This window comes from Streptomyces sp. NBC_00820 (assembly GCF_036347055.1).
Taxonomy (GTDB): domain Bacteria; phylum Actinomycetota; class Actinomycetes; order Streptomycetales; family Streptomycetaceae; genus Streptomyces.
On sequence record NZ_CP108882.1, the window covers coordinates 7642314 to 7660443 of the forward strand.

Below are 18130 nucleotides of genomic sequence, written 5' to 3' on the forward strand. Positions count from 1 at the left end.
GATCAGCCGGACTTGGCGAGCAGATGCGGCGCGTGGGCCGCGACCGCCTCCAGCAGCTGCTTCTTCGAGGGGTTGACCATCGCCCGCCCGGCCACGGTCACCGTCGGCACGGTCTCGTTCCCGTCCGCGACCGACCGCACGAACGCGGCCGCCGCGGGGTCCCGCCAGATGTTCACCTCGGTGTGACGCAGTCGCGTGAAACGCAGCTTCAGCCGCAGCCTCATACAGAACGGACACAACGGCCGCCAGTACACGACCACACCGTCACGATCCTGGTCCATCGCTCGCCCCCTCGATTGCGTGGCCCCGGGTGCAGGGTAACCCCGTCGACATGAGCGAACGGATGGCACAGGGTTTCCCCATGGCTGATCTCTCCCCGCTCCGGCTGCCGGCCGGCTACCGGAGCCGGGCGGCGACCACCGCCGACGCCCCAGCGATCCACCGCCTGGTCAGCGCGTGCGAGCGCGAGCTGCACGGCCGGGCCGTGACCGGGGCCGACGCGATCGCCGCCGACCTCGCGTCGCCCGGCGTGGACCCGGCGTCCGACACGGTGCTCGTCGACGGCCCCCGCGGGGAGCCGGCGGCCTGGGGCCGGCTGGAGCGGGGACGCCGGTTCAGGGCCGACGTCCATCCCGGTCACCGAGGGCGCGGTCTCGGCACCGCGCTGCTCGCCTGGGCCGAGACGCGGGCCCGGCAGGCGGGCAGCGACCGCATCGCCCAGACGGTCCCGGACGACGACCGGGCGGCGGTCGCGCTCCTCCGGGCCGGCGGCTACCTCCCGTTCGTCACCGAGTGGCTCCTGGAGATCGAGCTGCCCACCGAACCGCCGGCGCTTCGGCCGCCGGCCGGGATCACGGTGCGGCCCTTCCGCCCCGGCGACGAACAGGCGGCCTACCGGCTCACCGAGGACGCGTTCGGCGCATGGCAGCGGCGCCGGCTGTCCTACGAGGAGTGGGCCGGGCACTGCGTCGCCCGCGAGACGTTCGACCCGGCGGCGTCACCGGTCGCCTTCGCCGGCGACCAGATGGTCGGCGTGGTGCTGTCGCTGGACCTGCCGGGCCTGGACGAGGGCTACGTCGAGCGGGTCGCCGTACGGCACGACCACCGCGACCGGGGCATCGCCCGCGTGCTGCTGCGAGAGGCGTTCCGCGCCTGCCACCGCCGCGGGAAGCGGACCTGCACCCTCTGGACGCACTCGGAGACCGGCGCCCTGCCGCTGTACCAGCGGCTGGGCATGACCGTCCGGCGCAGTTCCACGGTCTATGGCAGGGCTCTCACCGTCGTCCGGCCGGCCTGAGGACCGTACCCGGCCCGGACGTGGACGCGTGTTCGGCCCGGACGTGGACGCACACCGCGGACGCGCATCCGGCCCGAGCGGGGGCGCACATCCGGCCCTGACGTGCGTGTACGCACGACCCGGGCCGGCGGTGAGGGAGGCGTGTTCGGGCTCAGAAGGCGACCAGCTCCGCCCAGCGGGTGACGCCTCCCAGGTGGACGCGTAGGCCGTGGCGGGTCGCCAGGGCGTGGACGATCTCCTCGCCGCGGCCGTGTTCGTCGGGGTCGATCCCGGGCGGTGAGAAACCGTCCGGGAGAGCCGGGCCCGCGTCACCGACCTCCACGCGCAGGGTCCCGAGACCGGCCTCGCAGAGCCAGGACAGGCGCAGTACGGCCGGTGGCAGGGCGTGGACGATCGCGTTGGTGACGAGCTCCGACACCACGAGGAGAGCGTCCTCGACGATGTCCGGGCTCACCTTCCAGTCGGCCATGACCTTGCGCGCCTGCCGGCGGGCGACCGACACGGACCCGGCGACGGGGGGCATCGGACACACATGTTCGCGTGCCTCCCCGACCAGCGTGCTGAGCTGTACCGCCATCTTGTCTCCAACGGGGTGAGCGGCGCGGGACGAGCGCCGGGCCTGGGACTTCTGCCAGGCTCTGCAGCACGTTAGGAAGCCGGACCAGGCCGGTCAATGAACATGGGTCGGCATTACCGAACGCCGATGGCCACTCCCGTGCGCCGGTGCCCGTACGCACACCAAGCGAACCGCTCGCGGCGGTAATAGGCTCACCTCATGCCCGGCCCAGTCCAGTCGATCGAACGGGCGGCGGCGATTCTGCGCCTGCTGGCAGGTGGGCCGCGCCGACTCGGGCTCGGGGAGGTGGCGGCCTCGCTCGGGCTGGCCAAGGGCACCGCCCACGGCATTCTGCGCACGCTCCAGCACGTGGACTTCGTGGAGCAGGACGCGGCGACGGGGAAGTACCAGCTCGGGGCCGCCCTCCTGCACCTCGGCACCAGCTACCTCGACGTCAACGAGCTGCGCTCGCGCTCCCTGAACTGGGCGGACGCCCTGGCCGCCCGCAGCGGGGAGGCCGTGCGGCTGGGCACACCCCTGGAAGGGAAGGTCCTGGTCATCCACCATGTGTTCCGTCCCGACGACACCCTGCAGACCCTCGACGTGGGCTCACTGCTGCCCCTGCACGCCTCCTCCCTCGGCAAGGTCCTGCTGGCCTACGGGACCGCCACCCTGGAACCGGGCCCGGAGCCGGAAGCGGGGCTGGAGGCTTACACCCGGCACACCCTGGTCACCCCGCAGCGGCTCGGCCAGGCGCTCGCCGAGGTCCGCGAGCAGGGGTGGGCTGCCGAGATCCAGGAGATGAGCATGGGCGAGGCCGGGCTGGCCGCGCCCATTCGGGGACACGGCGGCCTGGTCGTCGGCGCCCTCGGGGTGTCCGGCCCGGTCGAGAGGATCTGTGACGGCCAGGGGCGGCCCTGGCCGGCCCTGATCACCCTGCTGCGGGAGGGAGCGCGGGCGATCTCCAGAGACCTGGGCGCCGCACGCTGGTAGGCCCGTCCGCTCCCTGAGCAAGCCATCGGAAGGCGAACCCGATCATGGTTGAACGGTATGTGATGTCCATCGACCAGGGCACCAACTCCACTCGATGCATCCTGTTCGACCACCAGGGCCGGCTGGTGTCGGTCGCCCAGAAGGAGCACCGCCAGTACTTCCCCAAGCCCGGCTGGGTCGAGCACGACGCCGTCGAGATCTGGCAGAACCTGCGGCGCGTCGTCCCCGAGGCCCTGTCCGCCGCCGGGGTCGAGGCCGACCAGATCGCCGCCGTCGGACTGGCCAACCAGCGCGAGACGACGGTCGTGTGGGACCGGCGCACGGGCGCCCCACTGGGCCGCGCGATCGTCTGGCAGGACACCCGCACCGCCCCGCTCGTCGAGGAGCTGAGGCAGCGGCCCGGTGAGGACTTCTTCCTCGACCGGTGCGGCCTGCCCCCCTCCACCTACTTCTCCGCACTGCGTCTGCGCTGGCTCTTCGACAACGTCAAGGGTCTGGAACAGCGCGCGAAGGACGGCGAGGTGCTGTGCGGCACCATGGAGAGCTGGCTGATCTGGAACCTCACCGGCGGCGCCGACGGCGGCCTGCACATCACCGACCCCACCAACGCCAGCCGCACCATGCTGATGAACATCCGCACGCTCACCTGGGACGAAGAGCTGCTGGAGCTCTTCGGGGTGCCCCGGCCGATGCTGCCCGAGATCAGATCCTCCGTCCAGATCTACGGCGAGGCCGTCACCCTCGTCCCCGGCGTCCGCATCGGCGCCGCGCTCGGCGACCAGCAGGCGGCCCTCTTCGGCCAGACCTGCTTCTCCCCGGGCGAGGCGAAATGCACCTACGGGACGGGCAGCTTCCTGCTGCTCAACACCGGCAACGACCTCGTACGCTCCCGGCACGGACTCCTCTCCACCGTCGCCTACCAGATCGGCGACCAGCGGCCCGTCTACGCCCTGGAGGGGTCCATCGCCGTCACCGGCTCACTGGTCCAGTGGTTCCGCGACCGACTCGGGCTGATCAGCAGCGCGCCGGAGATCGAGACCCTCGCCCGGACGGTCGAGGACAACGGCGGCTGCTACATCGTGCCCGCCTTCTCCGGCCTGTTCGCCCCCCGCTGGCGCAGCGACGCGCGCGGCGTCATCGTCGGCCTCACCTCGTACATCACCAAGGGACACCTGGCCCGTGCGGTCCTGGAGGCCACCGGATGGCAGACCCGGGAGGTCGTCGACGCCATGAACGCCGACTCCGCGGTGGCGCTCAGGGAGCTGAAGGTGGACGGCGGCATGACCTCCGACAACCTGCTCATGCAGTTCGTGGCCGACGTCCTCGACGTGCCCGTGGTACGGCCCCTGGTCGCGGAGACGGTCTCCCTCGGCGCCGCCTACGCCGCCGGACTCGCCGCCGGCTACTGGCCCGACCTGGAGGTGCTGCGCCGCAACTGGCACCGGGCCGCGCAATGGCTGCCCGACATGGACCCCGCCCACCGGGAGGCGGAGTACGACAACTGGCAGGAGGCCGTGGAACGGGCACTGGGGTGGGTCAAGCCGCCGAAACCGGAAGCCGGCCCTGCCTGACCGGCCGGCCCCCGCCCCCTTCCGTGAGGGAGGGAGCGGGGGCCGGCCGGCGCCGTGCTCAGGGCAGGGTGCGGCAGAGCAGGGCGGCGGGACCCGGGCGGCTGCCCAGCCGGGTGGTGAAGGCGATCCCGGCGGCGTACTCGTTCACCGCGCACTGGCCCTTGTAATCGCCGTAGGCGAAGTCACCGCCGGCCGCGTCGGCGGGACGGTTGTCGGACCGGTCGAACCACACCGTGCGCCCACCGCCCGCGAGCGAGCCGCGACCCGGGGCGCACAGGCCCGCCGAGACACGCTCGCCGCGCACGCTGTAGCCGATGAGGAATCCGCCCGACGGGCACTGGAACTTGGTGTAGCCGGACGCCCAGTCGCCGCCGGAGGGGACGTACCGCTCGTCGGTGACGACGGTCTGCGTCCCGTCGGCGGCGCGCAGGTCCGCCGTGCCGGCGTCGGTGCACAGGCCGCGGCCCGAGGTGTGGCCGAGACCGACGAGCCGCAGCCCGTCCGGGCAGGCCGCCTTGCGGGCCCCGTTGTCCCAGTCGCCCGTGGCCCGCACCCGCAGGGACTCCACCGCGTCGGCGTGATCGGTGCCGAGCATCCGCCAGACGGGTACGGCCGCCACGGGACCGGTCCGGTCCGGCGCGGTCATGAGGTGCTGCCATGCCGTACCGCGCCAGTCGGCCGGGTCCAGGACGCCGGAGCGGTGCCCCGCGCCGTCGTAGCGCAGCAGCGCCCAGTCGTCGTGCCCCTCGAAGCCCACCAGCGGCCAGTACGCGAAGTCGGCGTCGTGGTCGGCGAAGTAGTCGGTGACGTTGGTGAACCAGGTGCGCGCCGCGGTGTTCGTGTCACCCGCGCCGGCGCCGAACTCACTGACCCAGACGGGTGCGGTGTAGTGCTGCCCGGACTGCTCCACGAAGAACGCCTCGTCGTCCAGGGCCGCGTCCAGCTCCGCGCGCGTCATGTCCTGGTAGCGGGGGTCGTGGGTCTCGCCGACCCCCGTGGCGCCGCTGTGGTTCGGGCCCGTGTAGCCGTAGAAGTGGGCCGAGTAGACCAGCTTGTGGGCGTCGACGAGGGTGTGCGACAGGGTGCGGGCGGGGGTGAGCGTCGGCCGCCCGTGCGGGAAGCCGTCCACGGGCAGCCCGGTCCAGTTGATGCCCTCGATGACGATGAGGAGGCGCGGGTTGCCCTCGGTGAGGATGCGGTCGGCGGCCAGCTGGGCCGCCGCGTACCAGTCGTGGGCGTCGCCCAGGCCCCAGTTGGGGTCGTCGAGGATGTCGCGGCGGACCTCGTTGTACAGGTCGGCGCCGACCACGCGCGGCACGGAGGCGTAGCGGCGGGCCATGAACACCCAGTCGTCGGCCCACTGCGCGGTGCTCTGGCTGCTGTTCCAGCGCTCGTTGCCGTCGATCCCGCAGCACCAGCGGGACGTGTTGGTGTGGTTGTTGAGGATGACGGCGAACCCGCTCCCGCTGAGCGCGGCGACCACGGCGTCGTAGACCTCCAGCGGCGTCTTCCCGCGCAGCTGGGGGTTGGCCGCCACCGCGTCGTCGGGAACGGTCGCCGTGGCGTGGATCATCTCGTTGGAGAAGGGCAGCCGGACGGTGTTGATCCCCAACTGGTGGAAATCCGCGAGGAGCTGGGAGAGCGGGGCCCGGTCCAGGCCGAGCGGGATGCCGTGGGAGTCCTGGCCCGCGTGGTGGTTCGCGGGGTCGGAGGCGTTGCCGCTGCCGTTGTACGAGCCCTGCGCGCCGTCCCAGTTGGCGGCCTTCAGCCGGAACCGGTTGCCGTCGGCGTCGACGACGTAACGGCCCCGGGTCGAAAGCGGCGCGGTCCAGGAGGCGGTGTCCGCGGCCACGGCGGCCAGGGGCGCGGACGCACGGGCCGGCTGGGCGGCGGACACCGGCGTGGCGGTGGCGGCGAGGAGCAGTAATCCCGCGCCGGTGACGGCCAGGCGCAGGGAGGGTGGTGCGATCGGCATGGGGAAGCCCTTGCAGGTCGGGGGGTGGCGGAGCTGCTGAACCGGGGCGAGAGAGCCGCCCCGGCTGCGCGCAGTGTCCACCACCCGGCCCGTCACACGGAAGGGCCCGTCACCCCAACTGTGTTGTGAACAAACGGAGTTGGGGCACGACGCCGGACTTCACGGGCCGCCCGCGGTCACTTCCCGCGCTCGTCGTCACCGTTCTGCTCGCCCAGCTTGTCGACGTACTCCTGGGCCTTGTCGACGGCGGTGTCGATCGCGCCGCTGTGCTTGCCGCCGGTCCGGTCGTCGATGACGTCGCCGAGCTTCTCCAGGCCGTCGGAGATCTTGTCGCCGTGCTCCTCGGCGATGTCCTCGGCCTTGTCCTTGAGGTTCTTCAGGTTGTCGAACACGGGTGCCTCATTTCTCGAAGAGTCCTACGTGAAGGCGTGGTTGCGGACCCCGGCATCATCGCACCGCGCCTGTACGGAGACGGGCGGAATGCCGGATTCGTGGAACGGGTGAACACGCGAGCGAGAGTGAGGGCCTGGTGAGGTCGACGCCGGTGCGGTGAAGGCCGGGTGAGGTGGTCGAGGCCGGGTGAGGCGACGGCCTTGTGAGGCGGCGGGACGCTCGGCCATGCTGCGGCGATGACGACCTCCCTCCTCGCCTTCGTCGGCGCGTGCTTCCTGATCGCCATGGTCCCCGGACCCAGCACGGTCGTGATCCTGCGCCGGGCGGTGACCGACGGCCGGCGCACCGGCATGGCCACGGTCCTGGGCAACGAGTGCGGGGTGCTGCTGTGGGGCCTCGCCGCCGCCTTCGGCCTCTCCGTCCTCCTGCTGGCCTCGCAGCTCGCGTACGACCTCATGCGGATCGCCGGTGCCGCGGTGCTGGTGTGGATGGGCGGCCGCGCGCTCTGGCACGCCCGGCGCGGCGGCGGCCTGCCCGGACAGGAACCCGGGACCGCGCCCCGGGTGTCCCTCCCGCGCGCGTACCGGCAGGGCCTCGTCACCAACTTCGCCAACCCCAAGGCCGGCGTGTTCGCAGTCTCCTTCCTCCCGCAGTTCGTGCCGCACGGCGCCCCCGTCCTGCCGACCCTGCTCGCCTTCTCGGTGATCTGGGCCGTCGTCGACCTGATCTGGTACCTGCCGCTCGTCTGGCTCGCCGGACGGGTCGGCGGCGTGCTCGGACGGCCGTCCGTACGCCGCCGCATGGAGCAGCTGTCCGGCGCGGTCCTGGTCGGCCTCGGCATACGCCTGGCCGGCCAGGCTTAGGCGCTGCCGGCAGCCCCGTCCGGCACGGCCAGCTCGGCCCAGATGGTCTTGCCGCGGTGCTCCCGGCGGGTGCCCCAGCGCTCGGTGAGCTGTGAGGTGATGGACAGGCCCCGTCCGTGCTCGTCGTCGTCCTCGGCCTGCCGCAGCTGCGGGGCCGTGCTGCTGTCGTCGGTGACTTCGATGATCAGGGCGTGGTCGCGGACCAGACGCAGCCGGATCGGCCCCTCGGAGTAGCGGACGGCGTTGGTGACCAGCTCGCTGACCACCACGGAGGCGGTGAACACGAGGTCGGACAGGCCCCAGTCGCGCAGATGGCGCTCCGTGCGGTGCCGGGCCTCGCCGACGGCCACCGGATCGTTGGGAAGCGTCCAGGAGGCGACCCGGTCGCCGCCCAGGGCGAACGTGCGGGCGAGCAGCAGCACGCCGTCGCTGGTGGGGTCCCGCTGCGTCGCCAGGCCCTTCAGGACCGACTCGCAGATCTCCTCCAGCGGACGGTCCTGCGGACGCAGCGCGTCACCGAGGCGGGCGAGCTGCTCCTCGGAGCCGACGCCGGCGGCATGCAGCAGCACCGGGTTGCACAGCACCATGATCGTGCCCTCGGGCAACTCGGTGCGCACCGACCGGTAGCGTCCCCGGCCGTGACCCAGCGCGGGGCCGACCGGTACGTGCGCGAAGGCCGGCGCGTCGCCGGGCCGGGCCAGGACCGGCGGCGGATGGCCCGCGCTGGCCAGGGTGCACCGGCGCGAGACGGGGTCGTACACGGTGTACAGGCAGCTGGTGCCGGAGCGCCGGCTGTCCAGGGTGTCCTCGGGGTGGCGCGACTCCTCCGCGTCGAGGCGGGTGACCAGCTCGTGGACGCGTTCCAGGACCTCCTCGGGCGGGAGGTCGAGGGAGGCCAGGGCGCCGATGGCGGCCCGCATCCCGCCCATGGTGACGGCGGCCCGGATGCCCCGGGTGGGCGGCTCCCCGACGACCAGCGCCACCCGCGCCCCCGACAGCGGGATGATGTCGAACCAGTCCCCGCTGGTGCTGCTGGGCAGATAGCTGTGCGCCGTCTGGACCGCGTCGTGCCCGGGCACGTGCGGGGGCCGCAGACTGGACTGGAGGATCCGCGCGACGGACCGTTCGCGCGTGTACAGCCGGGCGTTGTCCAGGCACAGCGCGGTGTGGCGGGCCAGTTCCCCGGCCAGCCTGAGGTCGTCGGTGTCGAACGGCACGGGGGTGAAGGGGCGGTAGAACCGGACCAGGCCCAGGACCCCGCCACGCGCGCACAGCGGCACCGCCAGATGCGCGTGGGCGGTTCCCTCCGGCACCAGCTTGTGCCCCGTGGCCCGCGCCTCCTCCGGCGACCGCCCGCTGATCAGCAGCGCCCGCCGTTTCGCGAGGATGTGCCGGTAGCGGTCGGTGAGCGTGGGTTCCAGCACGCCGCCCAGCTCCGGCGCGTGGCGTCCGTCGGCCGGATGGACACAGCGGTAGCCGGCACAGCGCAGCAACAGCCTGTGCCCGAGGGAGTTCGGGGAGGGGACGTCGCCCCGCAGCACCGAGTCCAGCACGTCCACGATCGTGACGTCGGCCAGGCCCGGCACGCTGACGTCCGCGAGTTCCTGTGCCGTGGGCACGATGTCCAGGCTGGAGCCGATCCGCACACCGGCGTCGCGCAGCACGCCGAGCCGGACCCGCGCGCGATAGCGGTCCGTGACGTCCTCCACGGTGAGCGCGAGCCCACGGACGCCGTCCCCCGCGATCCCCAGCCGGAACGCCGAGACCGTCAGCACCCGGACCGGAGTCTGTGCCGAGTCGGGCGTCCTGACCTCGACGCCCGTCGCGGCGGTCCCGGTGGCCAGCACCTCGCGCAGCACGGCCTCGACGGACTTGTGGTGCAGCCCCCGGGCCCAGTGTCCGAGCGTCCGGCCGAGCGCTCCCTCCAGCGGGAACGCCCCGCCGCGCCGGGCGGCGTCGTTGAAGCCCACCAGGCGCAGGTCGTCGTCGAGGACGTACAGCGGCTGCGGGCAGTCGGAGAACAGCGCTCCGAGAACGGCCTCGTCGAATCCGCGCCCCGGATCCGCGGCCATGTTCCGCGATGCGTTCACCATTCCAGACTGCGCCCGGGAAAGCCGACGTGCCGTGCGGGCGTCCACTCATGCGGTGTTCCCGTCCGTGTGCCAAGCTCGAATCATGACTGCTCCCGCAAACACGACCGGAACCAACGACACCACGCTGTATTACGGTGATCTGAGCGCCCCCCATGACCTTCAGGTGTTCATGGAGATGCGCGACCGGGCGAGTGCCGAGGTGGCCAAGACCCTGCTGGACACCATCCGCCAGGGCGCCGACCAGGGTAAGTTCGTCGTCAAGTTCCATTTCGCGGAGACGATCGACGACACGGTCGGCGGTTGCGGCTCGCAGCGTGCCGTGAGCGCGCTCGCCGCGGCCAGCGACGAGGGACAGAAGCAGTTCATCGAGTACATGGCGGCGCTCTTCGCCGCCCAGCCCTTCCCGCCCGGTGACGACAAGTTCGCCGAGGCCTCGGTGCTGCTTTCGGTGGCTGACAAGGTGGACGGACTGCGGTCCGACACGTTCGACCAGAAGATCACGGACAAGACCTATCTGACCTGGGCCGGGGAATCCATCGGGAATTTCGGTTCCTTCGGCCTGCCGGGAACACCGGCCGTCTGGTACGACAAGGAGAACATTCCCGTCGTGACCGTCGAGGGCGACGTCGATATCACCGCGCAGAAATTCCTGGACGACATCAAGTGACGGCAAGCCGCGGATCATGGGTACGCAGGACCGACTGACGCACATCGACGAGGCGGGCGCGGCCCGGATGGTCGACGTTTCCGGGAAGGACGTGACCGCGCGTACCGCCCGTGCCAGTGGCCGGGTTCTCGTCTCGCCCCGGGTGATCGAGCTGCTGCGCGGCGAGGGTGTCCCCAAGGGTGACGCCCTGGCGACCGCGCGGATCGCGGGGATCATGGGTGCCAAGCGCACTCCGGACCTGATCCCGCTGTGCCATCCGCTGTCGGTGTCGGGTGTGACACTGGACCTGTCGGTCGCGGACGACGCCGTGGAGATCTACGCCACCGTGAGGACGGCGGACCGTACGGGTGTCGAGATGGAGGCGCTGACGGCGGTGTCCGTCGCCGCGCTGACCGTGATCGACATGGTGAAGGCGGTCGACAAGGGAGCGGTCATCACGGACGTACGGGTGGAGGAGAAGACGGGCGGCAAGTCCGGCCACTGGCAGCGCACTGCGTCCTGATGCCCGCTCACACGGACAAGGCGGCGCGGAAAGGTGCGCAGCGCCCCGTCCTGGGTAGGGAACGAGCGCCGGGCCGCACGCGCGGCAGGGCGCTCGACTCGTGGACAGGGAAGGGGTGGTGGCGTCATGTCGCTGGAGCAGGCCGCCGGGGGAACGGTGCAGGCGGTCGTGGTGTACGACGGCAGACTGCTGATGGTGGCGGAGCACGCGGAACACGAGGACTGGGAACTGCCCGCCGGCACCCCGGAACCGGCCGAGTCCCCGCACGCCACCGCGGAGCGCGTCGTCTACGAGCTCACCGGTTACCTCGTCGACGGCTCCCAGGCACTGGAACCGCGCGAGGCGGGGGAGCCGGTCGCGGTGGCAGCGGTGGTGTGCCAGCTGCTCAGCGAGTCCCCGTCCGGCGGCGGCAGCCTCCCGGCGGAGCAACAGCGCTGGGCCCCGTTCGCGGAGGCGGCCCGCCTCCCGCTGCCCGGAGCCGTACGCGACTACCTCCAGGGACACACTCCCGTGTGAGCGGGGCGCCGTCCGTCCGGATCAGTCGTCCGTCGTCTCCGGCGCCTGCACGAGGAACCGCCGGCGGTCGACGATCGCCCGGTCGATCTCGCCCCTGGCCACGAGTGCGCCCGAGCCGTCGACGGCCCGCACGGCGAACGTGAGCCTTCGGCCCGGCACGGACGGCGGCGACTCGGCGGTCACCTCCACATGGCCGCCCACGCGCGTGGCGCGCAGGTGTTCCACGCGTACGGCGGTGCCCACCGTCGTGAGGCCCGGCCCGGTGAACGGCATGGTGGCCCGTACCGTCGCCGCCTCCATCCACGCGATCAGGCGCGGGGTGGCGAGCACGGGAACGTCGCCGCTGCCCATGGCCGCCGCGGTGTCGGCATCGGTCACCTCGTGGCGCATCGCACCACGCTAACGTCACCGGGCCCGCGGCGGACGTCACCGGCGCGCCGCTCTTTCGTGCCCTTTCGTCCTCAGCGGTACAGCAGCCGGGCCAGCAGGAGATAAGCGCGTTGCTCGGCCGCGGCGAGGACCGCGGGGTCGATGCCCGCAGGCCACAGCTCGCCCGCCGCCGCGTCGTCGGCCTCGCGCAACTCCACGGTGGTCACGGCCAGCTGCACCTGGACGATCGGACGCGGCGCGTGGACGGGGTCGGCCAGGGCCTCCTCCGCCCAGCCGATCGCCTCGGTGCACGCGGCCAGCGCGTGCTCCACCCGGACCGCGGCACGGTCGTGGACCACCAGCAGCGCGCACAGCAGCCCGACGACGATGCCGAGCACGCTGGCCAGCCCCCGGTCGTAGAGCAGCGTCTCGGTGGGAGAGGGCGTGGCCAGATCGCTCAGCAGCAGCGCCAGCGGCGTGAGGAAGACGACGCCCAGGCCGTAGTTGCGGACCACGCCGTACTCCAGCAGGAACTCCAGGAGCACGATCACCGCGGCGAGCACCAACGGAAGCGGATGCGCGGCCAGCACCGCGAGGGCGATGACCAGTCCGGCCGCCGTACCCAGGGTGCGCTGGGCGGCGCGCTGCGCGGTGGTGCGGACGTTGACCGCGTGCAGCACCGCGGCGGCCGAGATCGCCGCCCAGTAGCCGTGTCCGATCCCCAGGCCCACGGCCACCCCGCCGGCCACCAGCGTGCCGAGGAACATCCGCAGCGCGGGCACGAGCAGCACCGTCCGGGGGGCGTGGCTGTCGCGGCGCCCCTTCACCAGTTCCCAGGCGCGCCGAGCGGCGGGATCCACCGGTGCCACTTTCGCGGTCCTCTTCCCGTGGGCCACGTCCGTCGTCGCCACGGGGGACAGCACGGCCAGGTCGGGAAGCAGCGGGGCGAACCGGAGGCGGCGGTCCGTGAGCAGTGCGGCCTGCTGCCTCAGATGCCCCGCCAGCACGGCGTCGTCGCGGGAGTGCTGGGAGGAGTCGATCAGCAGGGACCAGGACAGGTCGGTCAGGCGCACACAGGTGGTGTTCCGGTCGATCGTCTCGGCGCCCGTCGGGGGAGCGAGCCCGAGGGAGTGGTACGCCTGGAGGACGGCGCCGGTCGCCCGGTGCCGGGCCCGCCCGGCCCCGCCGACGGCGCCGTCCAGCAGGTCGGCGAGCGAGCGCAGCGCCGCGGCAACGACGAGCCGCTGCGGCCGGTCCGGGTGCACGAACCGGCCGATCATGGCCAGCACCCAGGCCACCGCCGCCCCCGCCGCGGCGAGCGCCGTCTGCACCAGCACCTCACCGGGCTGGGGCTGCGCGTTGGCCGCCACCGCGAAGGAGAAGAGCAGCAGCACCGCGCCCAGTCCGCCGAGCCCGGTCGCGTCGCAGACGAGCTTCGACAGCCCCGCGACCACCGCCGTCGCCGTGACCACCACGGCGGCGCCCGCGCCGCCCTCCCAGGGATGCGCGACCGACGCGAGAGCCGAGCCGAGGCCCACACACGCGGTCATGGCCACCGCGACCCCGGCGAGCACCCGGGCCCGGCGCCGGTAGGGCAGATTGCGCCCGAACGTGGTGGTGAAGGAGCCCAGCATCGCGTACACGGCGAGGTCGGGCCGTCCGACCAGTGTGACGGGCAGCGCCGAGAGCGCCATGGCGAGAGCCGCCCGCAGAGCGAAGAGGAACGCCCCGTCCACCCGGTTCAGGGTGAGTACCCCGCTCGGGGTGAGCACCCTCGCCAGGCCGGCGGCCGACCGCCGTCGGCCACTGCCGTTCCCGGGGGGATCCGGAGGGCGAGAGAGGGGCATGTTCGGTGTATATCACTTGCCCCGGCCGGATTCCTGATCAGGATTGCGCGTATCGCGCGCGAGGCGGGCGCGGCACCTTCTCCCGCGTTCGCCGCCCGCCGACCCCGACGGCGGTATCACCGTGCCGACCAGGTGCGGGGCCGCTACCGTGAGGCCTTATGAGCACGTGGCTGCCGCTGTCAGCGGTCCCCAGGCTTGCCGTCGCACTGGTGGTCGGCGCGGTGGTCGGCGCGGTCGTCGCTGTGACGACCGACCAGTCGACGCTCGGCCTGCTCGCCGGCATCGCCGCCACGGGGGCGGTCTTCGTCGTCTCGGGCTGGCTCGTGCTGTGGCCGATGGACGGGCCGGCGACTCATCGCAGCTCGCGGCGGGAGAACTTCCGGCCGCTCACCGAGGAACTGGTGGTGGTGGCGGCCGCCTCGTGCGGACTGGTCGGAGTCGTGCTGCTGCTCCTGTCCAGCCATTCCGGAACCGGTCACGCCGCCGCGGCGATCGCGCTCGGCGGCGTCTTCATGGCGTGGGCGGCCCTGCACCTGATGTACGCCACCCGTTACGCGCATCTCTACTACGACGTGACCGACGGCGGGATCGACTTCAACAACAAGCTGCCGCCGACGTACCGGGACTTCCTCTACTTCAGCTACAACCTCGGCATGACCTACCAGGTCTCCGACACCGACGTGTCCAGTCCGGTGATCCGCTCGATGGTGCTGCGGCAGACGCTGCTGTCCTACGCGTTCGGCACCGTCATCCTGGCCACCACCATCAACCTGGTCACGGGGATCGTCACCGGCTGACCCTGACCGGTCGGGGGCGGACCCGCGCGGGCGAGGCGGGGTCCACCGCCCCGCCGCTCGGGGTCCGCCGCCCCGCCGCTCGGGATCAGCAGGCGCCGACCCACTCCTCCGCGCCGTCCACGAAGATCTGCCGCTTCCAGATCGGCACCGTGTGCTTGAGGTCGTCGATCAGACGGCGGCAGGCGGCGAACGCCTCGGCGCGGTGCGGGCAGGAGACGGCGGTGATCACCGCGATGTCACCGATGGCCAATAGACCCGTGCGGTGCACCGCGGCCAGCGCGCGTACCGGGAACTCGGCGGCGACCTTCGCCGCCACCCGCTCCAGCTCGCGTTCGGCGGTCGGGTGGGCGCTGTACTCCAGGGAGGAGACCGACTGGCCGCCGTCGTGGTCGCGCACCGTGCCGACGAAGAGGGCGGTGCCGCCCGCCGCGTCGTCGCCCACGGCGGCGTACACCTCGTCGAGCGAGAGGGGGGTGTCGCGCAGGGAGAGCAGGCGGATGGGGCTCGTGAGGGTCTGGGGCGTCTGCAGCATGGGGGAATCCAGATTCGGGTCCGAGAGGCGGCTTGGGTCGGGGGTGCGGGTGGGACGCGGTACGGCGGTGCGGGTGGCAGGTGGTGCCGGGGTGTGGCCTCAGCCGCCCGCGAACGGCGGCAGCACCTCGACCGTGCCGCCGTCGGGCAGGGCCACCGCCGCGTGGTCGCGGCCGCCGACCTGGTCGCCGTTCACCAGGATCGAGGAGATGGCCAGCACCTGGGCGAAGCGCGGCCGGTCGGCGTGCCGGGCCCGCGCCTGGGCCAGCGCCTGTGCCAGCGTCGACGCTCGGTACGGCTCCTCCGCCGTGCCGGCCGCTCCCTTGGCGGCCGCCCAGTAGCGGATGATCCCGGTGGGTGCTGTCGCTGTCTCCATGTCTGGTGCCTTCTTCGTCAGGTGGGTTCCGGCTCGTGGGCCGGTGGGTGTCGTCGGGTCCGGGGTGTCGCCGGGCCCAGGTGGCGGGGCGGGGGTGGTGAGGCGGCGCGGAGCCGGTCAGCGACCGGGCAGCCGTACGACCTCCACGGCGGCGCCGGCCGCCACCCCGCCGGGGGGCAGCACGGCGAGGCCGTCGGCGAGTGCCAGGCCGCGCAGCATCGAGGGACCGCTGAACGGCAGCGGTGCCACCGAGGTGCCGTTGACGCGCACCGGCAGCAGCTTGGTGTCGCGCGGATGTCCCGGCAGGGCCTCGGCCGCGGTCATCGGACACGGCTCGGTGTCCGCGTGACCGCCCAGGCTCCGCAGCAGCGGTACGGCCAGGGTGACCACGCCGGCCACGGCGGCCAGCGGGTTGCCGGGCAGGCCGACCAGCCGGCGGGCCCGGCCGTCGGGGGCGGCCGGCAGCTCGGCGAGCAGCATGGGGTGGCCCGGCCGTACGGCGACCGAGTCGACCGGCAGCCGGGCTCCCAGCGCGCGCAGGGTGTCGTGCAGGAAGTCCACCGGTCCGGCGGCGGTGCTGCCGGTGGTGATCACGACATCGGCCCTCGAGTCGCGTACGGCCTCCCGCAGCGGCCCGAGTTCGTCCGCGATCCGGTGCTCGCCGATCAGCTCCGCGCCGCAGCTCTCCAGCCAGGGCGGCAGCAAGGGGCCGAGCGCGTCACGGACGCGTCCGCCGCGCGGCACACCGGACTGGAGCAGCTCGTCGCCGAGGACGAACAGTTCCACGCTCGGACGGCGGTGCACGAGCAGCCGGTCGTATCCGGTCGCCGCCGCCAGGCCCAGGACGGCCGGGGTCACGGTGGTGCCGGTGGGGAGCAGCGGCTCACCACTGCGGCACTCCTGGCCGCGCGGGCGCACGTCGCGTCCCTCGGCCAGGGGCTCCGGGCCGGGGGAGCGGTCGTACAGGACGCCCTCCCGGCCGTCCGTCTCCCCGTGCTCGCGGCGCAGTACGGCCGTCGCGCCCGGGGGCAGCGGCGCGCCGGTGGCGATGGGGGCAGCCGTGTCCGGCCCGAGCGGTTCCGGCGAAGCGCCGGCCAGGATGCCGGCACCACCCAGCCGCCAGGGCCCGGGGCCGGACACGGCCCAGCCGTCCATCGCCGAGGTGGCGAAGGACGGCAGGTCGGTGAGCGCGGTCAGCGGCTCGGCCAGGGCGTGGCCGAGGGCGTCCGCCAGGGTGCGCGGGACGGCGGGCAGCGCCTGCCCGGCGGCGGCGCGTGCCGCCGACCGGGCCTGCTCCCAAGCCATGTGGGCCGAGTGCGCCGCATGCCGCGGCGCACCGCCCGCGCTGTTCGTCGGGTCCGTGGTCACGGGGCTGTGGAGCCGTTCTCGCGCTCGCTCGCCCAGCGTTCGGCCAGCTTCGTCACCTGCTCGTTGGCCTGGGCGACCGCGGCCGGGCCGCCGCCCTGGAGCGCCGCGGCGTAGCCGACCAGGAACGAGGTGATCGGCGCGGCGGGGCGCGCCACCTCGTGGGCGACGACCTTGGTCATGTCCAGCAGCTCAGTGACGTCGACATCGAGATCGATGCCCAGTTCGGTCTTGGCGGCTTCGATCCATTCGTGCATGCGGCTCATGTTGTCGTCCTCGCGGTCGTGTGGTCGGTCTGGTCGGGTCGGGTGTCGCGTCCGGGGATCAGCCGCCGATGGCCGACATCGGGCGGTCCGGGCGGCGGAAGTCCTCGCTGTTGATGGCGTGGCCGCGGGCCTTGCCGGCGATGCAGGACCGCCAGGCCGCCTCCAGCGCCTCGTCGTCGGCGCCGTCGCGGAGCAGGGCCCGCAGGTCCGACTCCTTGGTGGCGAACAGACAGTTGCGCAGCTGGCCGTCCGCGGTGAGCCGCACCCGGTCGCAGGTGCCGCAGAACGGGCGGGTGACGCTGGCGATGACGCCCACCACGGCGTCGGTGCCGTCGATGCGCCACTCCTCGGCCGGGGCGTTGTCCTCCCGGCCGACCGGGGTGAGGTCGAAGCGCTCGCCGATGCGCTCCAGGATCTCCTCGGCCGTGACCATGCGGTCACGCTCCCAGGCGCCCTGCGCGTCCAGCGGCATCGACTCGATGAACCGCATGCGGTAGCCGTTCTCGACGGCGAAGGCGACCAGATCGGCGATCTCGTCGTCGTTGACCCCGCGTACCGGGACCGCGTTGACCTTGACGGGGTCCAGACCGGCCGCGTGCGCGGCCCGCAGACCGTCCAGCACGTCGGCGAGCCGGTCGCGCCGGGTGATGGCGGCGAAACGCTCCGGGCGCAGGGTGTCGAGGCTGACGTTGACCCGGCTCAGTCCCGCCTCGCGCAGTGCGGTGGCGCAGCGGGCCAGGCCGATGCCGTTGGTGGTGATGGAGAGCTGGGGGGCCGGATCCAGGGCGGTCAGACGGGCGATCAGGTCCGGCAGGCCGCGCCGCACCAGCGGTTCGCCGCCGGTCAGCCGGACCTCGGTGATGCCGAGGCGCTCGGTCGCGATGCGGACCAGACGCACGATCTCGTCGTCGCTGAGGATCTCGTCCTTGGGCAGCCACGCCAGGCCCTCGGCCGGCATGCAGTAGGTGCAGCGCAGGTTGCACCGGTCGGTCAGGGACAGGCGCAGGTCCGTGTGGACACGGCCGAAACGGTCCACCAGGGGCTCCGGTGCGGCCGGCCGGCGCCCGGCGGGGCCGTGCCGAAGCGGACCGGCGCCGGCGGTTTCGCTGTGCTGGTCGGTGTGCTTTCGGTACACGGTCCTGCCTTCTTCCTC

20 protein-coding genes are annotated in these 18130 nt (G+C 73.0%); 8 read left to right on the forward strand and 12 right to left on the reverse strand.

Annotated elements, in window-relative coordinates; translation table 11 throughout:
- Positions 1 to 2: 2 nt before the first annotated feature.
- Positions 3 to 281 carry a glutaredoxin domain-containing protein gene (locus OIB37_RS34070; RefSeq protein ID WP_330461455.1) on the reverse strand — a complete coding sequence of 93 codons (279 nt, stop codon included), beginning with the start codon at positions 279 to 281 and terminating at the stop codon, positions 3 to 5.
- 80 nt (positions 282 to 361) lie between these two features.
- Here OIB37_RS34070 and OIB37_RS34075 point away from each other — a divergent pair, with 80 nt between their 5' ends.
- Entirely contained in the window at positions 362 to 1297 is a 936-nt protein-coding gene (locus OIB37_RS34075) for a GNAT family N-acetyltransferase (protein ID WP_330461456.1), read from the forward strand.
- A 151-nt stretch (positions 1298 to 1448) separates the two neighbouring features.
- Here the strand turns inward: OIB37_RS34075 and OIB37_RS34080 are convergent, their stop codons facing one another.
- On the reverse strand, positions 1449 to 1874 hold the full coding sequence (locus OIB37_RS34080; RefSeq protein ID WP_330461457.1) for an ATP-binding protein: 426 nt from the start codon (positions 1872 to 1874) through the stop codon (positions 1449 to 1451).
- 198 nt (positions 1875 to 2072) lie between these two features.
- On the opposite strand from OIB37_RS34080, the gene OIB37_RS34085 reads away from it, so the two are divergent.
- Entirely contained in the window at positions 2073 to 2846 is a 774-nt protein-coding gene (locus tag OIB37_RS34085) for an IclR family transcriptional regulator (RefSeq protein WP_330461458.1), read from the forward strand.
- 44 nt (positions 2847 to 2890) lie between these two features.
- Positions 2891 to 4417, forward strand: coding sequence for a glycerol kinase GlpK (gene glpK, locus OIB37_RS34090; protein ID WP_330461459.1), 1527 nt, complete (start codon positions 2891 to 2893; stop codon positions 4415 to 4417).
- Between the two features lie 58 nt (positions 4418 to 4475).
- On the opposite strand, the gene OIB37_RS34095 is transcribed toward glpK, so the two are convergent.
- Positions 4476 to 6392, reverse strand: coding sequence for a glycoside hydrolase family 5 protein (locus OIB37_RS34095; RefSeq protein WP_330461460.1), 1917 nt, complete (start codon positions 6390 to 6392; stop codon positions 4476 to 4478).
- A 176-nt stretch (positions 6393 to 6568) separates the two neighbouring features.
- On the reverse strand, positions 6569 to 6784 hold the full coding sequence (locus OIB37_RS34100; protein WP_330461461.1) for an antitoxin: 216 nt from the start codon (positions 6782 to 6784) through the stop codon (positions 6569 to 6571).
- 237 nt (positions 6785 to 7021) lie between these two features.
- Here OIB37_RS34100 and OIB37_RS34105 point away from each other — a divergent pair, with 237 nt between their 5' ends.
- On the forward strand, positions 7022 to 7648 hold the full coding sequence (locus OIB37_RS34105; RefSeq protein ID WP_330461462.1) for a LysE family translocator: 627 nt from the start codon (positions 7022 to 7024) through the stop codon (positions 7646 to 7648).
- Here the strand turns inward: OIB37_RS34105 and OIB37_RS34110 are convergent.
- Entirely contained in the window at positions 7645 to 9738 is a 2094-nt protein-coding gene (locus OIB37_RS34110; RefSeq protein WP_330461463.1) for a SpoIIE family protein phosphatase, read from the reverse strand. The genes OIB37_RS34105 and OIB37_RS34110 overlap by 4 nt on opposite strands.
- 85 nt (positions 9739 to 9823) lie before the next feature.
- Between OIB37_RS34110 and OIB37_RS34115 the strand changes: the two genes are divergently transcribed.
- From OIB37_RS34115 to OIB37_RS34125, 3 genes are all read left to right on the forward strand, one after another.
- On the forward strand, positions 9824 to 10408 hold the full coding sequence (locus OIB37_RS34115) for a thioredoxin domain-containing protein (protein ID WP_330461464.1): 585 nt from the start codon (positions 9824 to 9826) through the stop codon (positions 10406 to 10408).
- A gap of 16 nt (positions 10409 to 10424) precedes the next feature.
- Entirely contained in the window at positions 10425 to 10910 is a 486-nt protein-coding gene (gene moaC, locus OIB37_RS34120) for a cyclic pyranopterin monophosphate synthase MoaC (RefSeq protein WP_330461465.1), read from the forward strand.
- A 126-nt stretch (positions 10911 to 11036) separates the two neighbouring features.
- Positions 11037 to 11426: an NUDIX hydrolase gene (locus tag OIB37_RS34125; RefSeq protein ID WP_330461466.1), complete on the forward strand. Its 390-nt coding sequence runs from the start codon at positions 11037 to 11039 to the stop codon at positions 11424 to 11426.
- A gap of 21 nt (positions 11427 to 11447) precedes the next feature.
- Here the strand turns inward: OIB37_RS34125 and OIB37_RS34130 are convergent, their stop codons facing one another.
- Entirely contained in the window at positions 11448 to 11816 is a 369-nt protein-coding gene (locus OIB37_RS34130) for a thioesterase family protein (protein ID WP_330461467.1), read from the reverse strand.
- 71 nt (positions 11817 to 11887) lie between these two features.
- Positions 11888 to 13642, reverse strand: a complete 1755-nt coding sequence (locus OIB37_RS34135; RefSeq protein ID WP_330461468.1) for an FUSC family protein — start codon at positions 13640 to 13642, stop codon at positions 11888 to 11890.
- 158 nt (positions 13643 to 13800) lie between these two features.
- On the opposite strand from OIB37_RS34135, the gene OIB37_RS34140 reads away from it, so the two are divergent.
- Entirely contained in the window at positions 13801 to 14439 is a 639-nt protein-coding gene (locus OIB37_RS34140; RefSeq protein ID WP_330461469.1) for a DUF1345 domain-containing protein, read from the forward strand.
- A gap of 85 nt (positions 14440 to 14524) precedes the next feature.
- Here OIB37_RS34140 and OIB37_RS34145 read toward each other — a convergent pair whose 3' ends face one another.
- The 5 genes from OIB37_RS34145 to moaA form a co-directional block, all read right to left on the reverse strand.
- A complete protein-coding gene (locus OIB37_RS34145; protein WP_330461470.1) occupies positions 14525 to 14971 on the reverse strand; it encodes a molybdenum cofactor biosynthesis protein MoaE in 447 nt (148 codons plus the stop codon).
- A 99-nt stretch (positions 14972 to 15070) separates the two neighbouring features.
- Positions 15071 to 15346 (reverse strand): MoaD/ThiS family protein, encoded by a 276-nt coding sequence (locus tag OIB37_RS34150; protein WP_330461471.1) that lies wholly within the window; start codon positions 15344 to 15346, stop codon positions 15071 to 15073.
- A 117-nt stretch (positions 15347 to 15463) separates the two neighbouring features.
- Complete coding sequence (locus OIB37_RS34155; protein ID WP_330461472.1) at positions 15464 to 16651, reverse strand: molybdopterin molybdotransferase MoeA; 1188 nt, start codon at positions 16649 to 16651, stop codon at positions 15464 to 15466.
- A gap of 59 nt (positions 16652 to 16710) precedes the next feature.
- Positions 16711 to 16977 (reverse strand): DUF6457 domain-containing protein, encoded by a 267-nt coding sequence (locus tag OIB37_RS34160; RefSeq protein ID WP_330461473.1) that lies wholly within the window; start codon positions 16975 to 16977, stop codon positions 16711 to 16713.
- A gap of 58 nt (positions 16978 to 17035) precedes the next feature.
- Positions 17036 to 18016, reverse strand: a complete 981-nt coding sequence (gene moaA / locus OIB37_RS34165) for a GTP 3',8-cyclase MoaA (RefSeq protein ID WP_330462077.1) — start codon at positions 18014 to 18016, stop codon at positions 17036 to 17038.
- Between the last annotated feature and the right edge of the window lie 114 nt (positions 18017 to 18130).